Raw genomic sequence first — 16,210 nt, 5'->3', positions numbered from 1 at the left:
TTCCACGAGGTTCGCGCGTATGTTGACCCTTTTCGCTCTGCTCGCCGCCGCTGCCACCGATCCGCTGGCGGGGACGTGGCGCAATGCCGGCGACAGCGTGCGGATTCGTGTCGCGCCGTGCCGCGGCGAGCCGGGGATGTGCGGGACGGTGGTGTCGGCGAGCGACAAGGCCAAGGACGATGCCGCCGCGGGCGGGACCGACCGGCTGATTGGCACGCCGCTGTTCCGCGGCTTCGAGCGCGATGGCGACGGGTCGTGGGCGGGGACGGTGTTCGTGCCGGACATCGGGCGTGAAGTCGACGGGACGCTGCAGCTCGACGGGCGCAACACGCTGATCGCGCAGGGGTGCCTGTTCGCGGGCTTCGGGTGCAAGGAGCAGCGCTGGACGCGCGTCCCGGCGAAGTGATCCATCTCTCGGTCGCGATCGGCCGGTTTTTCGAGGCGCTGTTCTATGCCATCCTGCGCGTCGCCGGGGTGGTGACGGGCGTGGTGCTGGTCGTCGCGCTGGCTGGGGCGCTGCTGTTCCTGATCGCGCGCCTGTTGATCGGACGGGGAAGGAAGAAATGATGGGGGCGGTGCCCGCCTGGCCGCCGCGGTCGACGCCGCGGCTGTTCGTCGAGACGGCGCTCGCGCCCGGCGCGCTGACGCTGTCGGGACCGCAGGCGCATTATCTGGTGTCGGTGATGCGGACCAAGCCGGGCGATCCGGTCAAATTGTTCGACGATGCCAGCGGCGAATGGCTGGCGGTGGCGAGCGTGGTCGGCAAGCGCGACCTGACGCTCGACGTGCAGGAGCGGTTGCGGGAGCGCGAGGCGGTGCCGGACCTGTGGCTGGTCGCCGCGCCGCTCAAGAAGGGGCGCGTCGACTGGATGGCGGAGAAGGCGTGCGAGCTGGGCGTCGCGCGGCTGGTGCCGGTGGTGACGCGGCGGACGGTGGTCGACAAGCCGAACACCGAGCGGCTGCGCGCGCACATGATCGAGGCGGCCGAGCAATGCGGGCGCACCGCGGTGCCGGAGGTGGCGGAGATGGTGAAATTGCCCGCCTTGTTGCGCGACTGGTCGGCGGGGCGGGCGCTGTTCTTCGCGGACGAGCTGGGCGGCGCGCCGGCAGCGGCGGCGATGCGTGAACGGCGCGGGCCGGCGGCGATCCTGATCGGGCCGGAGGGCGGATTTGATGACGAGGAACGCGCCGCGATCCGCGCGCATCCGGCGGCGGTCGGGGTGGCGCTGGGCCCGCGAATCCTGCGCGCCGATACGGCGGCGGCGGCGGCGGTCGCGGTGTGGATGGCGGTGGCGGGGGATTGGTAGGGTTTCGACGGCGGCGAGGAGGAAAGAGCGTCGTTCGCGCAGAGCACGCAGGGCGCGCAGCGACGTTTAGTCTTCCTCCGCAGCGTTTTGGGCCAGACGACTTTGCAATTTGGTCATGCGTGCGGCCAAATCGAGTCAGTCATCCTCGGCTTTCTACCGCCGCCGCGGTAAAAGCGGGACCCCGGATCAAGTCCGGAATGACGGGGGCGGCAGGGGCGGGCGGCGTGCACGGAACCGGCGCTCTCTCCGCGTCCTCCGCGGGCTCTGCGCGAGCCGTTGGCCTCAACCTCCCAGGTGCGACGCGGCTTTACGCATCGCAATCCGATCCGCTCTAGCGCAGTGGTTCATCGCGGCGTAAGGCGCGGCCATGACGACCAAGACCGTTTCGGACACGCGCGCAGCGGTCATTGAATCGCGCGACCAGCTGATCGCCCGCTTCGCCAGTGGGGAGAAGCCGGCGGAGCGCTGGCGGATCGGCACCGAGCACGAAAAGTTCGTCTATGCCACCGGCGATCATCACGCGCCCTCCTATGACGAGGCGGGCGGAATCCGCGCATTGCTCGGCGAGCTGGAACAGCATGGCTGGCGGCCGGTCGAGGAAGGCGGCAACGTCATCGCGCTGAGCGGCGCGGACGGGTCGATCAGCCTCGAACCCGCCGGACAATTCGAGCTGTCCGGCGCGCCGCTCGAGAACCTTCACCAGACCTGCGCCGAGACCGGGCGGCATCTGGCGCAGGTGAAGGCGGCGGGCGAGAAGCTGGGAATTGGCTTCCTCGGGCTCGGCATGTGGCCCGACAAGACGCGCGCCGAGCTGCCGATCATGCCCAAGGGGCGCTACGCGATCATGCTGCGCCACATGCCGCGCGTCGGCACGATGGGGCTCGACATGATGCTGCGCACCTGCACGATCCAGGTGAACCTCGATTACGCCAGCGAAGCTGACATGGTGAAGAAGTTCCGTGTCGGGCTGGCGTTGCAACCGCTCGCGACGGCGCTGTTCGCCGCATCGCCGTTCACCGAGGGCAAGCCGAACGGCTTCCTGAGCTACCGCAGCCATATCTGGTCGGACACCGACCCGGCGCGGACGGGGATGCTGCCGTTCGTGTTCGAGGACGGCTTCGGCTATGAGCGCTACGCCGAGTATATGCTCGATGTGCCGATGTACTTCGTCTACCGCGACGGGCGCTATATCGATGCGGCGGGTTTGAGCTTCCGCGATTTCCTGCGCGGCGAGCTGTCGGTACTGCCGGGCGAGAAGCCGACGATCACCGATTGGGACGACCATCTGTCGACCGCTTTCCCCGAGGTGCGGCTGAAGACCTTCCTCGAGATGCGTGGCGCGGATGGCGGTCCGTGGAACCGGATCTGCGCATTGCCGGCGTTCTGGGTCGGGCTGCTCTACGACAATGTCGCGCTGGATGCGGCGTGGGATCTGGTCAAGCACTGGACGCTCGACGAGCGGCAGGCGCTGCGCGACGCGGTGCCGAAGCTGGGGCTGTCGGCGCCGATTCCCGGTGGCGGGCAGTTACGCGACATCGCGGCCGCGGTACTCGACATCGCGCATGGCGGGCTGAAGGCGCGGGCGCGGGTCAGCGCGGCGGGCGAGGATGAGACGGGTTTCCTCGAGCCGCTGCGCGAGATCGTCCGCGCGGGGAAGGTGCCGGCGGAGCGGTTGCTCGAGCTGTATCATGGCGCGTGGGGCGGAGATTTGTCGCGCGTTTATGGCGAGGCGAGTTTTTAAGCGCTTCATCGTCCGAGATGTGATCCGGGCCGGCGCTTGCTGCCGTAGGCGTCCAAATTGTGATGACCGGTCGCGCACACCAACCGTCATTGCGAGCGTAGTGACGCAATCCAGGGCGTCCTGATCCGGCTCTGGATTGCTTCGCTGCGCTCGCAATGACGGGTTAAGTTGACGTCGTCGCGCCTTGAAGACGAAGCGGGGCCCCGGCTCAAGGCCGGAGCGACCGCACTCTGGAGCGGCGGCTACTCCGCGTGAGGCCAGCCTTCGGCATCCCAGCGCAGCCGCTGGATGCGGAGCGTCGGGGTGCCGTTCCGTTGCGTGTCGTAGGCATGGTAGACGATGCGATCGCCGTCGGCCGCTTGCAGGATCGCATTGTGGCCGCGGCCGACATAGCGGCTGCCGGTGCCCTGTCCGGAGGCGAGCACGGGGGTGCCGCCGCCCTTCAGCATCGGCGTGCCGGCGCGATCGAGATAGGGACCGGTCGGGGCGGTCGCGCGGCCCACGACGGTGTTGTAGCTGCTCCTCGCGCCGCGACAGCAGAAGTCGAACGAGGCGAAGAGATAATAATAGCGGCCGTGGCGGATCACGAACGGCGCCTCGATCGCGCCCGGCGACGGGCGTGTGGCGAGGCTGTGCATCGGCGTGCCCGGCAGCCGTAGCCCGGTGGCGGGGTCCAGTGCGATCAGCTTGATCCCGCTCCAGAAGCTGCCGAACGCCAGCCATTGCCGGCCATCGGCGTCGGTGAAGGCGGCCGGGTCGATCGCGTTATAGTCGCCACCGGTAGCGGATTCGACGACTGGCCCCTTGTCGACCCAGTTGGCTGCGGGCGCGGCGGGGTCAAGCCGGCGCGCGGTGGCGAGGCCGATCGCGGAGCGGTTCTTCCCGAAGGTCGAGAGCGAATAATAGAGTCGGTATTCATCGCCGACTTTGGTGATGTCGGGCGCCCACATGCCGGCAGTGCCGGGGACGTGCCTGTCCGCCCATGCGGGGAGCGCGGTGAACGATGCGCCGCGCAGCGTCCAGTGGTTGAGGTCGGTGGAGGTGCGGAGCGGGATCAGCCCGTTGCTACTGCGCACATGGCCGGTGACGAAGAGGTAATAGACGCCGTCGGCGGCGATGATCGCCGGGTCGTGGACGGGGGTGGGGTCGCCGGTCAACGCGCGCGGCGCGGTCGCGGCGGGGGCGGTGGCGAGCAGGAGCGCCGCGGCCGTGCTGCGGAGGATGGTGCGCATGGCGAAGCTCCTGTCGGGTGCGCAGACATGATCTGCAATACTCATACAACTACCGGCTTGATCGTGGGGGAGCCGCGTCGTCATTGCGAGCGAAGCGAAGCAATCCAGGGCGTCCTGGTCCGGCCCTGGATTGCTTCGCTTCGCTCGCAATGACGGGCGGGGTGGCGACGTCATGCACCGCACCGCACGTGGCGGGATTATCCCCTGCGCGGCAGCGGGCCGTTGGCGACGGGCGGGTCGAACTGCGGGACACCGGCCGCGTTGTAGCGGATCGGCTGGACGCGGGTGTGGCGGTTGGGATCGAACAGCGGGTCGCCGACGATCTTCTCGTAATCACGCGCATGGAAGACCATCATGTCGCGCCCGCGCTCATCGACGGTGAAGCTGTTGTGGCCGGGTCCGAAGATCTTGTGCTCGCGCGAAGTTTTCATCACTGGCTCGGGCGACTTGGTCCACGCTGCCGGGTCCATGATGTCGGCGTCGTCGCGCGCGGTGAGCATCCCCAAGCAGTAACGCGCGTCGGTGGCGCTCGCCGAATAGGTCATGAACAACCGGCCGTTGCGCGCCAGCAGCGCGGGGGCCTCGGCAACCTTGAAGCCGCGGATCTCCCACGGCAGCTCGGGGATCGCCAGCCGCGCCGGCTTTGCCGCGAAGGTCAGCGGGGTGGCGAGCGGGGCGAGATAGAGGTTCGAATTGGTATCAATCCCCTCCTCGCGCTGCGCCCAGGCGAGATAGCGCTGGCCGCGGTGGACGAAGCTGGTCGAATCGAGGTTGAAGCTGTCCCACGCGGTCTTGAGTTGCCCCAGCGCCGTCCACGCGCCGATCATCGGATCGGCGCTGTCGCAGACAACCGCATGGGTGCGGATGCGGAAGACGTCCTCGCCGCCGCCGCTGGGACCGGCGGCGAAATACATGATCCACTTGCCGTCGATCAGATGCAGCTCGGGCGCCCAGAGGAACCCCGACAGCGGGCCGGTCTTCTCGTGCCGCCACAACACCTTTTCGGTCGCGGTCGACAGGCCGGCGATCGTCTTCGAGCGGCGGAGCACCAGCCGGTCATATTCGGGCACCGAACCGGTCATGTAATACCAGCCGTCGGTATGGCGGAACACCTGCGCGTCGGCGCGCTGGCGGACCAGCGGGTTGACGATGGTGCCCGGCACCGCGCGGGTGCGGGCCAGCGCGGGGGCGGCGGCAAGCGCCGCGCCCCCGGCCACGAACAGGCGGCGTGACAGAAGCGCCAGATCATCGCTCATCAGTTGAGGTCCAGCATGACCACCGACTTGGCCGGCAGCGTGACGGTGAGCTGCCCGCCGTTCAGCTGCGCGCCGTTGAAGGCAGCGGGCGCGACGGCGTTGGGCTGGTCGAAGGTGTTGAGCGAATTGACCTTCGGCCCGGTCAGGATCGTGCCCGCAACGCGCGACGCGTTCACCCCGGTCAGCGTCGTGCTGACGGTGATCGTGCGGTTCGGATCGGCGTTGGCGAGCGCGACGTGCGTCACCCCGGCCTTGTCGCGGACCGCCGAGGCGCTGACCGCCGGGATCGTCCACTGGTCCTTGTTGTACCACGGCGACTTGATGTCGATCGGCAGCACCATGCCGTCCATGTACGGCTTGTACATCTTGAAGACGTGATAGGTCGGCGTCAGCACCATCTTGCTGCCATCGGTCAGGATCATCGCCTGCAGCACGTTCACCATCTGCGCAATCGCGCTCATCTTCACGCGGTCGGCGTGCTTGGCGAAGATGTTGAGGTTGATCGCGGCGACCAGCGCGTCACGCAGCGAGTTCTGCTGGCGCAGGAAGCCCGGATGCGTGCCCGGATCCTGATCGTACCAGGTGCCCCATTCGTCGACCGCCAGATACACTTTCTTCTGCGGATCATATTTGTCCATGATCGCGCTGTGCTTGGTGACCAGCTCTTCCATCTTCCACGTCTTGGCGAGGGTTTCCGCCCAGCCGAGTTCGTCGAAGTCGATCGCCGAGCCCTTCTTCTCCCAGACGCCGGGGACGGTGTAATAATGGAGCGAGAGGCCGTCGAGCTTGTCGCCCGCCTCGCGCATCATCACCTCGGTCCAGTTATAGTCGTCGCCGTTCGCGCCCGAGGCGATCTTCTCGATCCGGGTGTTGGCGGGCGCCTTGACGAAGGTGGCGTAGCGGCGCGTCACGTCGGCGGCATATTCCGGCTTCATGTTGCCGCCGCAGCCCCACAACTCGTTGCCGATGCCAAAATAGGGCAGCTTCCACGGTTGCTTGCGGCCGTTCTTCGCCCGCTCGTCCGCCAGCGAACCGGCCGGCGAGGTCATATACTCGACCCACTCGGCCATTTCCTGCGGCGTGCCGTTGCCGACGTTGCCGGAGATATAGACGTCGGCGCCGATCTGCTCGGTGACGTCCATGAACTCGTGCGTGCCGACGGTGTTGGGCTCGGTGACGCCGCCCCAATGGGTGTTGATCTTGACCGGACGCTTGTTCTTTGGCCCGATCCCCTCGCGCCAGTGATATTCGTCGGCGAAGCAGCCGCCCGGCCAGCGGATGACCGGGGTGCCGAGGTCGCGCAGCGCGCCGACGACGTCGTTGCGAAAGCCGCGCGTGTTCGGGATCTTGCGGTCGTTGCCGACCCACAGGCCGCCGTAAACGCCGTTGCCAAGATGCTCGGCGAACTGGGTGAAGATGCGCCTGTCGTAGACCGGGCCCGGCGTGTCTCCGCGCACCGCGAGCGTCGCAGACTCGGCGGTGGCGGCAGGCGCGTCCTGGGCGGTGGCGGGGGCGAGTGCGGCGCACCCGATGGCCAGCGCTCCGGCATAAGCGAACAAACGTGCCTTCATCCTATCCTCCCGAAAGAAGCGTGGCGGGGGCATTGCCCACCTCGCTGTTTTTGCTCATTACTCGGACATTAGGTTTCGGTATCGAGCATTGCAACGACCATTTGCCCGGCGCGGCGCGCTTGCCACGGCACAATAAAGCAGGTCACAAAGGAGCGGTGATGGCGGATCGGGAAAGCGGCGTGCCGCAGCAGGAGGGCGACGCGCCGGCGGCGGATGATATCGCGGTCAGCGCGGCGCGCGCCTCGGTGCGCGGCACCGGGCGGCGGCTGCATGGCGCGATCGCGCACAAGCTGGGCACGGCGATCGTTTCGGGTGAATACCAACCGGGCGATACGCTGTCCGGCGAGGTCGCCTTCTCCGAGGCGCTCGACGTGTCGCGCAGTGCGTATCGCGAGGCGATGCAGGTGCTCGCGGCCAAGGGGCTGGTCGAGAGTCGGCCCAAGGCGGGGACGCGTGTGCTGCCGCGCGAACGCTGGAATCTGCTCGACCCTGATGTGCTCGCCTGGGCGTTCGCGGGGGCGCCGGATGTGCAGTTCGTTCGCGCGCTGTTCGAGCTGCGCGCGATCGTCGAGCCGGCGGCGGCGGGGCTGGCGGCGCAGCGGCGCGACAAGGCTGATCTGAAGGCGATGAAGGACGCGCTGGCGGCGATGCGACGGCATACGCTGGCAACCGAGGCGGGGCGCGCGGCGGACAAGGATTTCCACAATGCGGTGCTGCGTGCGACGCGCAACGACGCGCTGATGGTGCTGAGCGCGAGCATCGGCGCGGCGATCCACTGGACGACGCAATACAAGCAGCGCGCACGGGCGCTGCCGCGCAACCCGATCCCCGACCATGTGCGCGTCCACGATATGATCGCGGCGGGCGACGTGGCAGGCGCGACCGCGGCGATGCGGACTCTGGTCGATCTCGCGCTGGAGGATACGAAGTCCGCGATGGAGGGGTGACGGCGCGGCCCGAAGACGCTGGCGATCCGCGCAGGCTTCTGCCACGGAGCGGTAATGATTCCGTTTGCGTTGCTCCTGCTCGCCGCGGCCCCGGTGCAAGATACGCCGCAGGACGGCGACATCACCGTCCGCGCGCCGCTACCCGCCACCCCGCAGACCCCGGCGACGATGGTGGTCGAGCCGGTGGCGATGATGATCGCCGCCTGCGACCGCGACGGTGATGCGAAGGTCGAACGCTACGAGCTTGAGGAATGCGTCGCGGCGTCGCTGGCGGCGTTCGATCCGAACAAGACCGGCAAGCTGCGCTACATCGCGTTCGGCGACTGGGCGCTGCGCTATCTCGGCGACCGCGCTGCGCTGCCGAGCCCGTATGAGGTCGATCGCGACAATGACGGCGAAGTGACGCTGGCGGAGTTGCAGGATCATTTCTCGCGGCTGTTCGCGCGTTACGATCGCGACGGCGATCATGCGATCAGCCGGGCCGAACTGCTGACCTACCGCACGATGCCGGTCGATGCGCGCGGGCCGACTGCGGGGCGGCGGCCCGAGAAAAAGGACGACGCGCCCGATGCCGACAGGAAGCGGCGCGGAGGACGGCGATGACGCGCTTCGCTTTCGCGGTCGCCGCAACCGATGGCGCGGCGCGGACGGGCACGATCACGATGCATCGCGGGGTGATCCGCACGCCGGCGTTTATGCCGGTCGGCACCGCCGCGACCGTCAAGGCGATGAAGCCCGCCGACGTCGAGCGCGCCGGCGCGGACATCATCCTCGGCAACACCTATCATCTGATGCTGCGTCCCGGTGCGGAGCGGGTGGCGCGGCTGGGGGGGCTGCATCGCTTTATGGGCTGGGACAGGCCGATCCTGACCGACTCGGGCGGCTATCAGGTGATGAGCCTGTCGGCGCTGACCAAGCGCTCCGAGGAGGGCGTGGCGTTCGCGTCGCACCTCGACGGCACGCGGCACATGATTACGCCGGAACGCTCGATCGAGATCCAGCGCTTGCTGGGCAGCAACATCGTGATGGCGTTCGACGAGCTGGTGCCGACGACCTCGACCCGCGAGGTGCAGACCGCCGCGATGGAGCGATCGATGCGCTGGGCGAAGCGCAGCCGCGATGCGTTCGACGGCGGCGGCGACCATGCCGCGAACAATGCGATCTTTGGCATCCAGCAGGGCGCGCTCGACGAAGGGCTGCGCAAGGCGAGCGCCGATGCGCTGATCGACATCGGCTTCGACGGCTATGCGATCGGCGGGCTGGCGGTCGGCGAGGGGCAGGCGGCGATGTTCGGCTGCCTCGACTTCGCGACCGGGCAATTGCCCGTCGAGCAGCCGCGCTATCTGATGGGGGTGGGCAAGCCGACCGATATCGTCGGCGCCGTCGAGCGCGGGGTCGATATGTTCGACTGCGTGATGCCGACGCGCTCCGGGCGGACGGGGCAGGCGTTCACGCGGACCGGGCCGATCAACATCCGCAACGCGCGGTTTGCCGAGGATCAGGGTCCGCTCGACCCGGATTGCGCGTGTGCGGTGTGCACGACGTGGACGCGCGCCTATGTCCACCATCTGGTACGCGCGGGCGAGATGCTGGGGGCGATGCTGATGACCGAGCACAATATCGCCTTCTACGAAGCGTTGATGGCCGACCTGCGCGCCGCGATCGTTGAAGGGCGATTGGCGGCGTTCGCCAATGGCTTTCGTGCGCGCTATGACGCGCCAAAAGGAGAGTGACGTGAGCGACGAGCAACCCAACGAGATCCTGGCAGCCGCCGCGGCCGCCAAGGCGCATGAAGAAGCCGGCGCGCCGCGCGCCGCCGCGCATCAGCGCAAGGGCCGCTGGCAGCCGGGGAAGACGTGGCTGGGCGTCGGGATCGGTTCGGCGGCGGTCGCCGCGGCGGTGCTGTTCGCGAACTCGCGCAAGGATGACGGGAAGAAGTAGGGCGCTCTTCGGGCGGCGGGCCGGTTGGGGCACGCTGGTGACGTGCGCCGCGCTCCGTTTCTTCGGCCTTCCCAACTGGGGCCGGCCGTCGCCGGGGTGACGAAGAGTACGTCATTGCGAGCGTAGCGAAGCAATCCAGGGCCGGATCAGGACGCCCTGGATTGCTTCGCTACGCTCGCAATGACGAAATATGATGCCCCGCCTCGCAAGTTCGGCCGCCGGCGTGGGGGGCACGCCGGCGACCCCGACTGTCCAGCCACGGGGCGACCCGAAGGGCTGTTCGGCCGGTACAAGGAGGAAGGGACCGGGACGCAGCCGAATGGCGCAGCCCGATCCCTCCCAATTCTTCAACGGCTTGCTAGCCGATCTCTCAGTGCGTGACCAGATCGAAACGGTCCGCGTCCATCACCTTGGTCCAGGCGGTGACGAAGTCGGCCACGAACTTTTCCTTCGAATCGTCGCAGGCATAGACCTCCGACAGCGCGCGAAGCTGTGAGTTGGATCCGAACACCAGATCGGTGCGCGACGCGGTCCACTTCTGCTCGTGCGTGCTGCGATCGGTGCCGACGAACTCCTCGTCACTCTCGTCGCTGACCTGCTTCCACGCGGTATTCATGTCGAGCAGGTTGACGAAGAAGTCGTTGGTCAGCTGCCCGACGCGCCTGGTGAACACGCCATGTTCGCTGCCCTGCGCGTTGGCGCCGAGCACGCGCAAGCCCCCGACCAGCACCGCCATCTCCGGCGCGGTGAGCCCGAGCAATTGCGCGCGATCGACCAGCAATTCCTCGGTCGGTACGTTGAACTTGACCTGCAGATAGTTGCGGAAGCCATCCGCCTTGGGCTCGAGCACGTCGAAGCTCTCGGCGTCGGTCTGCTCCTCCAGCGCGTCGGCGCGGCCCGGCGTGAACGGCACGGTGACGTCATGCCCGGCGTCCTTTGCCGCCTTCTCGACCGCCGCGCTGCCGCCGAGCACGATCAGGTCGGCGATCGACACCTGCTTGCCGCCCGTCGCCGGGCCGTCGAACTCGGCCTTCACCTGTTCGATCACGCCGAGCACGCGGGTGAGGTTCTCGGGCTCGTTGACCTCCCAGTTGCGCTGCGGAGCGAAGCGGATGCGCGCACCGTTCGCGCCACCGCGCTTGTCCGATCCGCGGAAGGTCGAGGCCGAGGCCCAGGCGGTCCTGACCAGATCCTGCACCGACAGCCGGTCGAGCAGCGTCGCCTTGAGCGATGCGACATCGGCGGCGTCGACCAGCGGGTGAGTGACCGCCGGGATCGGATCCTGCCAGATCAGGTCTTCCTGCGGCACCTCGCTGCCGAGGTACCGAATCTTCGGCCCCATATCGCGGTGGGTCAGCTTGAACCACGCGCGCGCCCACGCCTCCGCGAAACAGGCGGGGTTGGCGCGGAATTTCTCCATGACCTCACGGTATTTCGGGTCGACCTTCAGCGCCATGTCGGCCGAAGTCATCATCGTCGGCACCTTCTTGCCCGGCGTGTGCGCGGCGGGGGCCAGCGTGTCGTCGGGGTTGCCAACCGGCTGGAACTGATGCGCGCCGGCCGGGCTCTTCACGATCTCATATTCGTGGTCGAGCAGCATGTCGAAATAGGTCATGTCCCACGTCGTGGGCGTCGGGGTCCACGCGCCCTCGATCCCCGAGGTGATCGTGTGATCGCCCATGCCGCTTTCGTGCGTCGAGGCCCAGCCGAGCCCCTGCGACGCGATGTCCGCGCCCTCCGGCTCGCGGCCGACCAGCTTGGGATCACCCGCACCGTGCGCCTTGCCGAAGGTATGGCCACCGGCGGTGAGCGCGGCGGTTTCCTCGTCGTTCATGCCCATACGCGCGAACGTCTCGCGCATGTCGCGCGCCGAGCCCATCGGGTTCGGGCAGCCGCCCGGGCCTTCCGGGTTCACGTAGATGAGGCCGTGCTGGATCGCGGCGAGCGGGCTTTCGAGCGCCAGCCCGGCTTCCTCGTCGATGCGGGTCTGGCCGAGCCATTCCTCCTCGGTGCCCCAGTAAACGTCCTTCTCGGGCTCGAACACGTCCGCGCGTCCGCCGCCGAAGCCGAAGGTCGGACCGCCCATCGATTCGATTGCGACATTACCGGCGAGGATGAACAGGTCGGCCCAGCTGAGCGCGCGGCCGTACTTCTGCTTGATCGGCCACAACAGGCGGCGCGCCTTGTCGAGATTGCCGTTGTCCGGCCACGAATTGAGCGGGGCGAAGCGCTGTTGCCCTGCCGACGACCCGCCGCGCCCGTCGCCGGTGCGGTAGGTACCGGCCGAGTGCCAGGCCATGCGGATGAAGAACGGGCCGTAATGCCCGTAATCGGCCGGCCACCACGGCTGGCTGTCGGTCATCAGCGCGGTCAGGTCGGCCTTCACCGCCTTCAGGTCGAGCTTCAGGAATTCGGCGGCATAGTCGAAATCGTCGCCGAACGGGCTGCCCGACTTGCCTTGCTGATGGAGGATGTCGATCGACAACGACTCAGGCCACCAGTCGCGCGACGTGTGCCCCAGCAGCTTGCGCATCGCGGCGGGCTGCTTCCTGGGATCGTTGATCGGGCTACCTTCGGTAATGGCGTCCATGTCTCGTCTCCTGTCGCGACCGGTGTCCGGGCCTGCTGCTGCCACTACGCACGGGCGCGCACGACCTTTCCGGCGATCTGTGACACCAGTGGTAGCGGACGGAGACTGATCGGGAAAATGCGAAAAGTCGGACGGTATGATCGACAGCGTCGATCACCAGCCGTTTCAGCGCCTCAAGGACAGCTCAGCGTGCCGCCGTCGCCGCGATCGCGTCGGAATAGGCAGCGCGATTCTCCGCGACGATCTTGTCCTCCGCGAACCAGCCGAGCGCTTGCGGGTCGCTGAGCCCGCCCGTTCGCCACGCCGCGGCATCGCCAAGCGCGGTGTCCATCGCGGCAGCCAGCGCCTCCACATCGGTGGGCTCGTAAGTGATCGCGTGGGCGGCAAGGTCGGCGATCTCGGGAATGCCGCCCGCCTCGGCGCAGATCGCCGACAGGCCGTAGGACAGCGCCTCGATCAGCGTGCGCGGCAACGGCTCGGGCCAGACCGAGGCGATCAGCACGGTATCGATCGCGCGGTAGAAGTCGCCCGCCTGCGAGAAGCCGAGCCACTCGATGCGTGGATCGGGATAGCGCGCCTTCAGTTCGGCGACGTATTCGGGCACACCGACCCCGGCGATGCGCAGCCGCCAGTCGGCGCGGGAGACGCGGGTGGTTGCCTCCAGCACCACGTCGATTCCCTTTTCGGCCTCGATGCGGCCGATGAAGCCGAACACGAATGGCGCGTCGGGTGCCTTGGTGTCGCGCGGCTGTTCGTCGAGCGGGACGATGTTGAAGATGCGCCGTGCCGGCACGCCCGGGAAATAGCCCTCGGCATGGTGGCGGCGGATGACGTAATCGCTGTTCGAGACGAGCTGGTCGACGCGCGCGGACTCGGTTTTGCCCGGCGCGGTGAGCACGCGGCATTCGAGGCAGCGCGTCGTGCAGTTCGCGCCGTTCTTGAACAGTGCCGAGCGCGTGCACATCACGCCGTAATCGCGCAGCGTCTGGACGAGCGGCAGCTTGCGCTGCTTGATCTCGCGCCAGATCGCCGGGCTGAACCCGGTGATGACGTTGCAATGGACGACGTCGGGGCGAACCTCGTCAAGCAGCTTCCCCATCCGGCGCGCGGCCGCGCGGTTCCAGCGGTTGCGCGCGTGCCATTGCAGCCGCTTCAGCTTCGGCTGCGCGGGCGCGTCGGGATCGTAGGGCCAGTAGACATTGTCGATCGGCAGGCGACGGAGCGTCACGCCGTTCTTCACCTCGGTAACGGGCGCGGCGATGTCGTCGAGCGTCGCGACCACCACCTCGTCGCCGGCGCGGACCAGTGCCTCGGCGAGCAGCGACACCGATTTCTCCGCGCCGCCGATCTTGTGCGGCGGATAGAGGACGTTGACGATCAGCACCTTCATCGCGCGGCGACCTTCGCACAGGCGTCGGCGAGGATCTGCGCCGAACCGCGCCACGTGTAGCGCGCGACGCGCTGCCGGCCCTTCGCCAGCCGCTCGCGGCGGACCTCGCCGTCGTGATCGTCGAGCAGCATCTGCATCAGCCGCGCGAGCGTTGCATCGTCATGCGGCTCAAAATAATCGGCGGCGTCGCCGCACACTTCCTGCACCGCCGGTGCGGTGCTGGCGAGCACCGGACATTCGTTGACGAACGCCTCGAGCGGCGGGATGCCGAAGCCTTCGTAGATGCTCGGGAAGATCAGCGCGCGCGCGCCCTGCATCAGCCCGGCGACCTCGGCATCGTCGAGCCGGCCGGGGAGCAGCACGTCGGCACCCGGCTCGGGCAGCCCGGCCGAGCCGAACACCGAGCGGTCCATCCGCCCGACCGCGACCAGCTTCGCGCTGCCCGGCTGGAGCCGCGCCAGCGCACGCAGCGCGACCGCGAGGTTCTTGTTGCGGGTGAGATTGCCGAGCGTGAGGAAATAGCCGCCCTTGGTCAGCCCCAACCGCTCGACCACACCGGCATCGGGCGTGATCGACAGATGCTCGGCACCGTTGGGGGCGACGACGATGTCCTTCGCCGCGACCGGCAGCACGTCGGCGAGTTCGCGCCGCGAGAATTCGGACACGGTCGCGACCACCGCGCGGCGCGCGAGCAGCCGGTCGAGCCAGCTGTGCGCAAAGACATAGGGTTTGCTGAAATGCTCGGGATGGCGCTGCACCGCGGCGTCGTGGATCACCACCACCTGCCGGCGCAGCGCGACCGGTCCGGTCATCGCGAGGCACAGAGCGGTGCCGCGGCTGGCGGCGCGCGCGTAATCGACCTGATCCCAATAATGGCCGGCGCGCTTGCCGATCGTCTGCGTTTCGATATGCCGCAGCGGCAGCGTGCGCGCGCCGGGCGGGGTGAGCAGCACGTAGCGCGCCGGGAGCGCGCCATCGCCGGCCAGCGCGTCGAGCGCGGTGACGATCTCTTGCGCATAACGCTGCACGCCGCTGATCGGCTGGGTGAGGAAACGCCCGTTGATGAAGACGGTCTGCATCAAGGCTGGCCGACCAGCTGGCGGTAGAGCCGCTCGGTCTCGTCGATCATGCGCATTCCGTTCACCTCGTTGCTGCGCCGCGCGGCGGCAGCGGCCATGGCGGCGCGCGCCGCCGCATCGGTGCCGATCAGGGTCGCGGCCTCGACCAGCCGGTCGACCACCGTTTCGTCGTTGGCGACGATCACGCCGCAGCCGGTGTCGCCGATCACGTCCTGCGCGCCCGCCACCTCGGTGGTGACGATCGGGACATGCGCGGCGAGGCTTTCGAGCAGGACGTAGGACAGGCCCTCGTAGCGGCTGGTCATCATCACCGCGTCGAAGGCGGGCAGATAATCCTGCGCCTTCGCGGAGCGCTTCCAGATGAAGTGATCCGCCATGCCGGACGCGGCGAGGTCCTGCTCGACCGCATCGGCGCATTCGCCGTCGCCGAGGAGCACCGCGCGCAGCGTCGGCACCTGCGCCATCGCGCGGCGCATCGCCTCGACGAAGCGCTCCGGCGCCTTCTGATAGGAGAGGCGACCGACGAAGCCGATCACCGGCGCATCGTCGGGCAGGCCGAGCGTGGCGCGCGCCTGTGCGCGGGTGACGTCCGGAATGTTGATGACGCCGTTGCGGATCAGGTGGCAGCGGCCATCGGCGATATGCAGCTTGCGCGCAAACGCCAGCTCCTCGCTGGACACCGCGATCAGCGCGTCGGTGCGCGTCAGGCCGAGCGCGATCTCCGCGCCGTTGAACAAGACCCGCGCCGGCAGCGACGCGCCGGGATCGAGTCCGCGGAAGGCGTGCGGCGTATAGACGCGCTTCGCGCCGCCGACGTCGGCGAGCCGGACCAGCGCGCCGGCCTTCGAGCTATGGCCGTGGACGATGTCGAACGGCCCGGCGCGGCGCACCGCGACCCCCAGCGCGCGCGCCGAGGCTAAATCGTGCAGCCCGAGCGAGCGGTGCATCTCCAGCGGCTCGGCGGTGATAGGCAGCGCCGCGATCTCGGCGAGGTGCCGCGCCTCGGCGCGCACCGCCGAATAGATCAGATGGACATGGTGGCCGCGCGCCCGGAACGCGCCGGCGAGGTCGAGCACATGGCGGCTCGCGCCGCCGCCGCCCGCCTCGATCACGAGACAGATGCGCAGGGGACTGTCCGTCGTTATCATACGCTCAC

General features: G+C 68.3%; 14 protein-coding genes and 1 pseudogene. 8 read left to right on the top strand and 7 right to left on the bottom strand.

Going from position 1 to position 16,210, the window contains the following annotated elements; translation table 11 throughout:
- Positions 1-22 precede the first annotated feature (22 nt).
- From BACI71_RS16345 to BACI71_RS16330, 4 genes are all read left to right on the top strand, one after another.
- Complete coding sequence (locus BACI71_RS16345) at positions 23-406, top strand: DUF2147 domain-containing protein (RefSeq protein ID WP_236553022.1); 384 nt, start codon at positions 23-25, stop codon at positions 404-406.
- Positions 403-567, top strand: coding sequence for a hypothetical protein (locus BACI71_RS16340; RefSeq protein ID WP_028967579.1), 165 nt, complete (start codon positions 403-405; stop codon positions 565-567). Before BACI71_RS16345 ends, BACI71_RS16340 begins: the two co-directional genes overlap by 4 nt.
- A complete protein-coding gene (locus tag BACI71_RS16335; RefSeq protein ID WP_159760411.1) occupies positions 567-1,307 on the top strand; it encodes a 16S rRNA (uracil(1498)-N(3))-methyltransferase in 741 nt (246 codons plus the stop codon). Before BACI71_RS16340 ends, BACI71_RS16335 begins: the two co-directional genes overlap by 1 nt.
- 367 nt (positions 1,308-1,674) lie before the next feature.
- Positions 1,675-3,048, top strand: coding sequence for a glutamate--cysteine ligase (locus BACI71_RS16330; protein ID WP_159760409.1), 1,374 nt, complete (start codon positions 1,675-1,677; stop codon positions 3,046-3,048).
- A gap of 242 nt (positions 3,049-3,290) precedes the next feature.
- Here the strand turns inward: BACI71_RS16330 and BACI71_RS16325 are convergent, their stop codons facing one another.
- From BACI71_RS16325 to BACI71_RS16315, 3 genes and pseudogenes are all read right to left on the bottom strand, one after another.
- Positions 3,291-4,280 carry an arabinan endo-1,5-alpha-L-arabinosidase gene (locus BACI71_RS16325; RefSeq protein WP_159760407.1) on the bottom strand — a complete coding sequence of 330 codons (990 nt, stop codon included), beginning with the start codon at positions 4,278-4,280 and terminating at the stop codon, positions 3,291-3,293.
- Positions 4,281-4,483: 203 nt separating this feature from the next.
- Positions 4,484-5,536 (bottom strand): annotated as a pseudogene (locus tag BACI71_RS16320) (glycoside hydrolase family 43 protein); the annotation flags it as partial.
- Positions 5,536-7,107 carry an alpha-N-arabinofuranosidase gene (locus BACI71_RS16315; RefSeq protein WP_201297397.1) on the bottom strand — a complete coding sequence of 524 codons (1,572 nt, stop codon included), beginning with the start codon at positions 7,105-7,107 and terminating at the stop codon, positions 5,536-5,538. The pseudogene BACI71_RS16320 and the gene BACI71_RS16315, both read right to left, overlap by 1 nt.
- 158 nt (positions 7,108-7,265) lie before the next feature.
- Between BACI71_RS16315 and BACI71_RS16310 the strand changes: the two genes are divergently transcribed.
- From BACI71_RS16310 to BACI71_RS16295, 4 genes are read left to right on the top strand one after another with little or no spacing between them, the layout of a single operon-like run.
- Complete coding sequence (locus tag BACI71_RS16310; protein ID WP_159760401.1) at positions 7,266-8,054, top strand: FadR/GntR family transcriptional regulator; 789 nt, start codon at positions 7,266-7,268, stop codon at positions 8,052-8,054.
- Between the two features lie 54 nt (positions 8,055-8,108).
- Complete coding sequence (locus tag BACI71_RS16305) at positions 8,109-8,657, top strand: EF-hand domain-containing protein (protein WP_159760399.1); 549 nt, start codon at positions 8,109-8,111, stop codon at positions 8,655-8,657.
- Positions 8,654-9,787, top strand: a complete 1,134-nt coding sequence (gene tgt / locus BACI71_RS16300; protein ID WP_159760397.1) for a tRNA guanosine(34) transglycosylase Tgt — start codon at positions 8,654-8,656, stop codon at positions 9,785-9,787. The genes BACI71_RS16305 and tgt overlap by 4 nt, the downstream gene beginning before the upstream one ends.
- Position 9,788: 1 nt before the next feature.
- A complete protein-coding gene (locus tag BACI71_RS16295; RefSeq protein ID WP_236553021.1) occupies positions 9,789-9,995 on the top strand; it encodes a hypothetical protein in 207 nt (68 codons plus the stop codon).
- Between the two features lie 370 nt (positions 9,996-10,365).
- On the opposite strand, the gene katG is transcribed toward BACI71_RS16295, so the two are convergent.
- The 4 genes from katG to BACI71_RS16275 form a co-directional block, all read right to left on the bottom strand.
- Entirely contained in the window at positions 10,366-12,585 is a 2,220-nt protein-coding gene (gene katG, locus BACI71_RS16290; protein ID WP_159760393.1) for a catalase/peroxidase HPI, read from the bottom strand.
- A 184-nt stretch (positions 12,586-12,769) separates the two neighbouring features.
- Positions 12,770-13,975, bottom strand: a complete 1,206-nt coding sequence (locus tag BACI71_RS16285) for a glycosyltransferase family 4 protein (RefSeq protein WP_159760391.1) — start codon at positions 13,973-13,975, stop codon at positions 12,770-12,772.
- A complete protein-coding gene (locus BACI71_RS16280) occupies positions 13,972-15,054 on the bottom strand; it encodes a glycosyltransferase family 4 protein (protein ID WP_159760389.1) in 1,083 nt (360 codons plus the stop codon). Before BACI71_RS16280 ends, BACI71_RS16285 begins: the two co-directional genes overlap by 4 nt.
- Positions 15,054-16,202 carry a glycosyltransferase gene (locus BACI71_RS16275; protein ID WP_159760387.1) on the bottom strand — a complete coding sequence of 383 codons (1,149 nt, stop codon included), beginning with the start codon at positions 16,200-16,202 and terminating at the stop codon, positions 15,054-15,056. The genes BACI71_RS16280 and BACI71_RS16275 overlap by 1 nt, the downstream gene beginning before the upstream one ends.
- Positions 16,203-16,210: the final 8 nt, after the last annotated feature.

Source organism: Sphingomonas sp. 8AM (assembly GCF_902506455.1).
GTDB lineage: Bacteria > Pseudomonadota > Alphaproteobacteria > Sphingomonadales > Sphingomonadaceae > Sphingomonas.
The sequence above is the reverse complement of the archived record's forward strand: the minus strand, read 5'-3'. Positions and strand labels throughout refer to the sequence as shown.

Excerpts from the sequence above, each read along its gene's own strand:
- BACI71_RS16335 (WP_159760411.1), top strand. The coding sequence starts at position 567 with ATGGGGGCGGTGCCCGCCTGGCCGCCGCGGTCGACGCCGCGGCTGTTC.
- BACI71_RS16330 (WP_159760409.1), top strand. The coding sequence starts at position 1,675 with ATGACGACCAAGACCGTTTCGGACACGCGCGCAGCGGTCATTGAATCG.
- BACI71_RS16325 (WP_159760407.1), bottom strand. The coding sequence starts at position 4,280 with ATGCGCACCATCCTCCGCAGCACGGCCGCGGCGCTCCTGCTCGCCACC.
- BACI71_RS16315 (WP_201297397.1), bottom strand. The coding sequence starts at position 7,107 with ATGAAGGCACGTTTGTTCGCTTATGCCGGAGCGCTGGCCATCGGGTGC.
- BACI71_RS16310 (WP_159760401.1), top strand. The coding sequence starts at position 7,266 with ATGGCGGATCGGGAAAGCGGCGTGCCGCAGCAGGAGGGCGACGCGCCG.
- BACI71_RS16305 (WP_159760399.1), top strand. The coding sequence starts at position 8,109 with ATGATTCCGTTTGCGTTGCTCCTGCTCGCCGCGGCCCCGGTGCAAGAT.
- tgt (WP_159760397.1), top strand. The coding sequence starts at position 8,654 with ATGACGCGCTTCGCTTTCGCGGTCGCCGCAACCGATGGCGCGGCGCGG.
- katG (WP_159760393.1), bottom strand. The coding sequence starts at position 12,585 with ATGGACGCCATTACCGAAGGTAGCCCGATCAACGATCCCAGGAAGCAG.
- BACI71_RS16285 (WP_159760391.1), bottom strand. The coding sequence starts at position 13,975 with ATGAAGGTGCTGATCGTCAACGTCCTCTATCCGCCGCACAAGATCGGC.
- BACI71_RS16280 (WP_159760389.1), bottom strand. The coding sequence starts at position 15,054 with ATGCAGACCGTCTTCATCAACGGGCGTTTCCTCACCCAGCCGATCAGC.
- BACI71_RS16275 (WP_159760387.1), bottom strand. The coding sequence starts at position 16,202 with ATGATAACGACGGACAGTCCCCTGCGCATCTGTCTCGTGATCGAGGCG.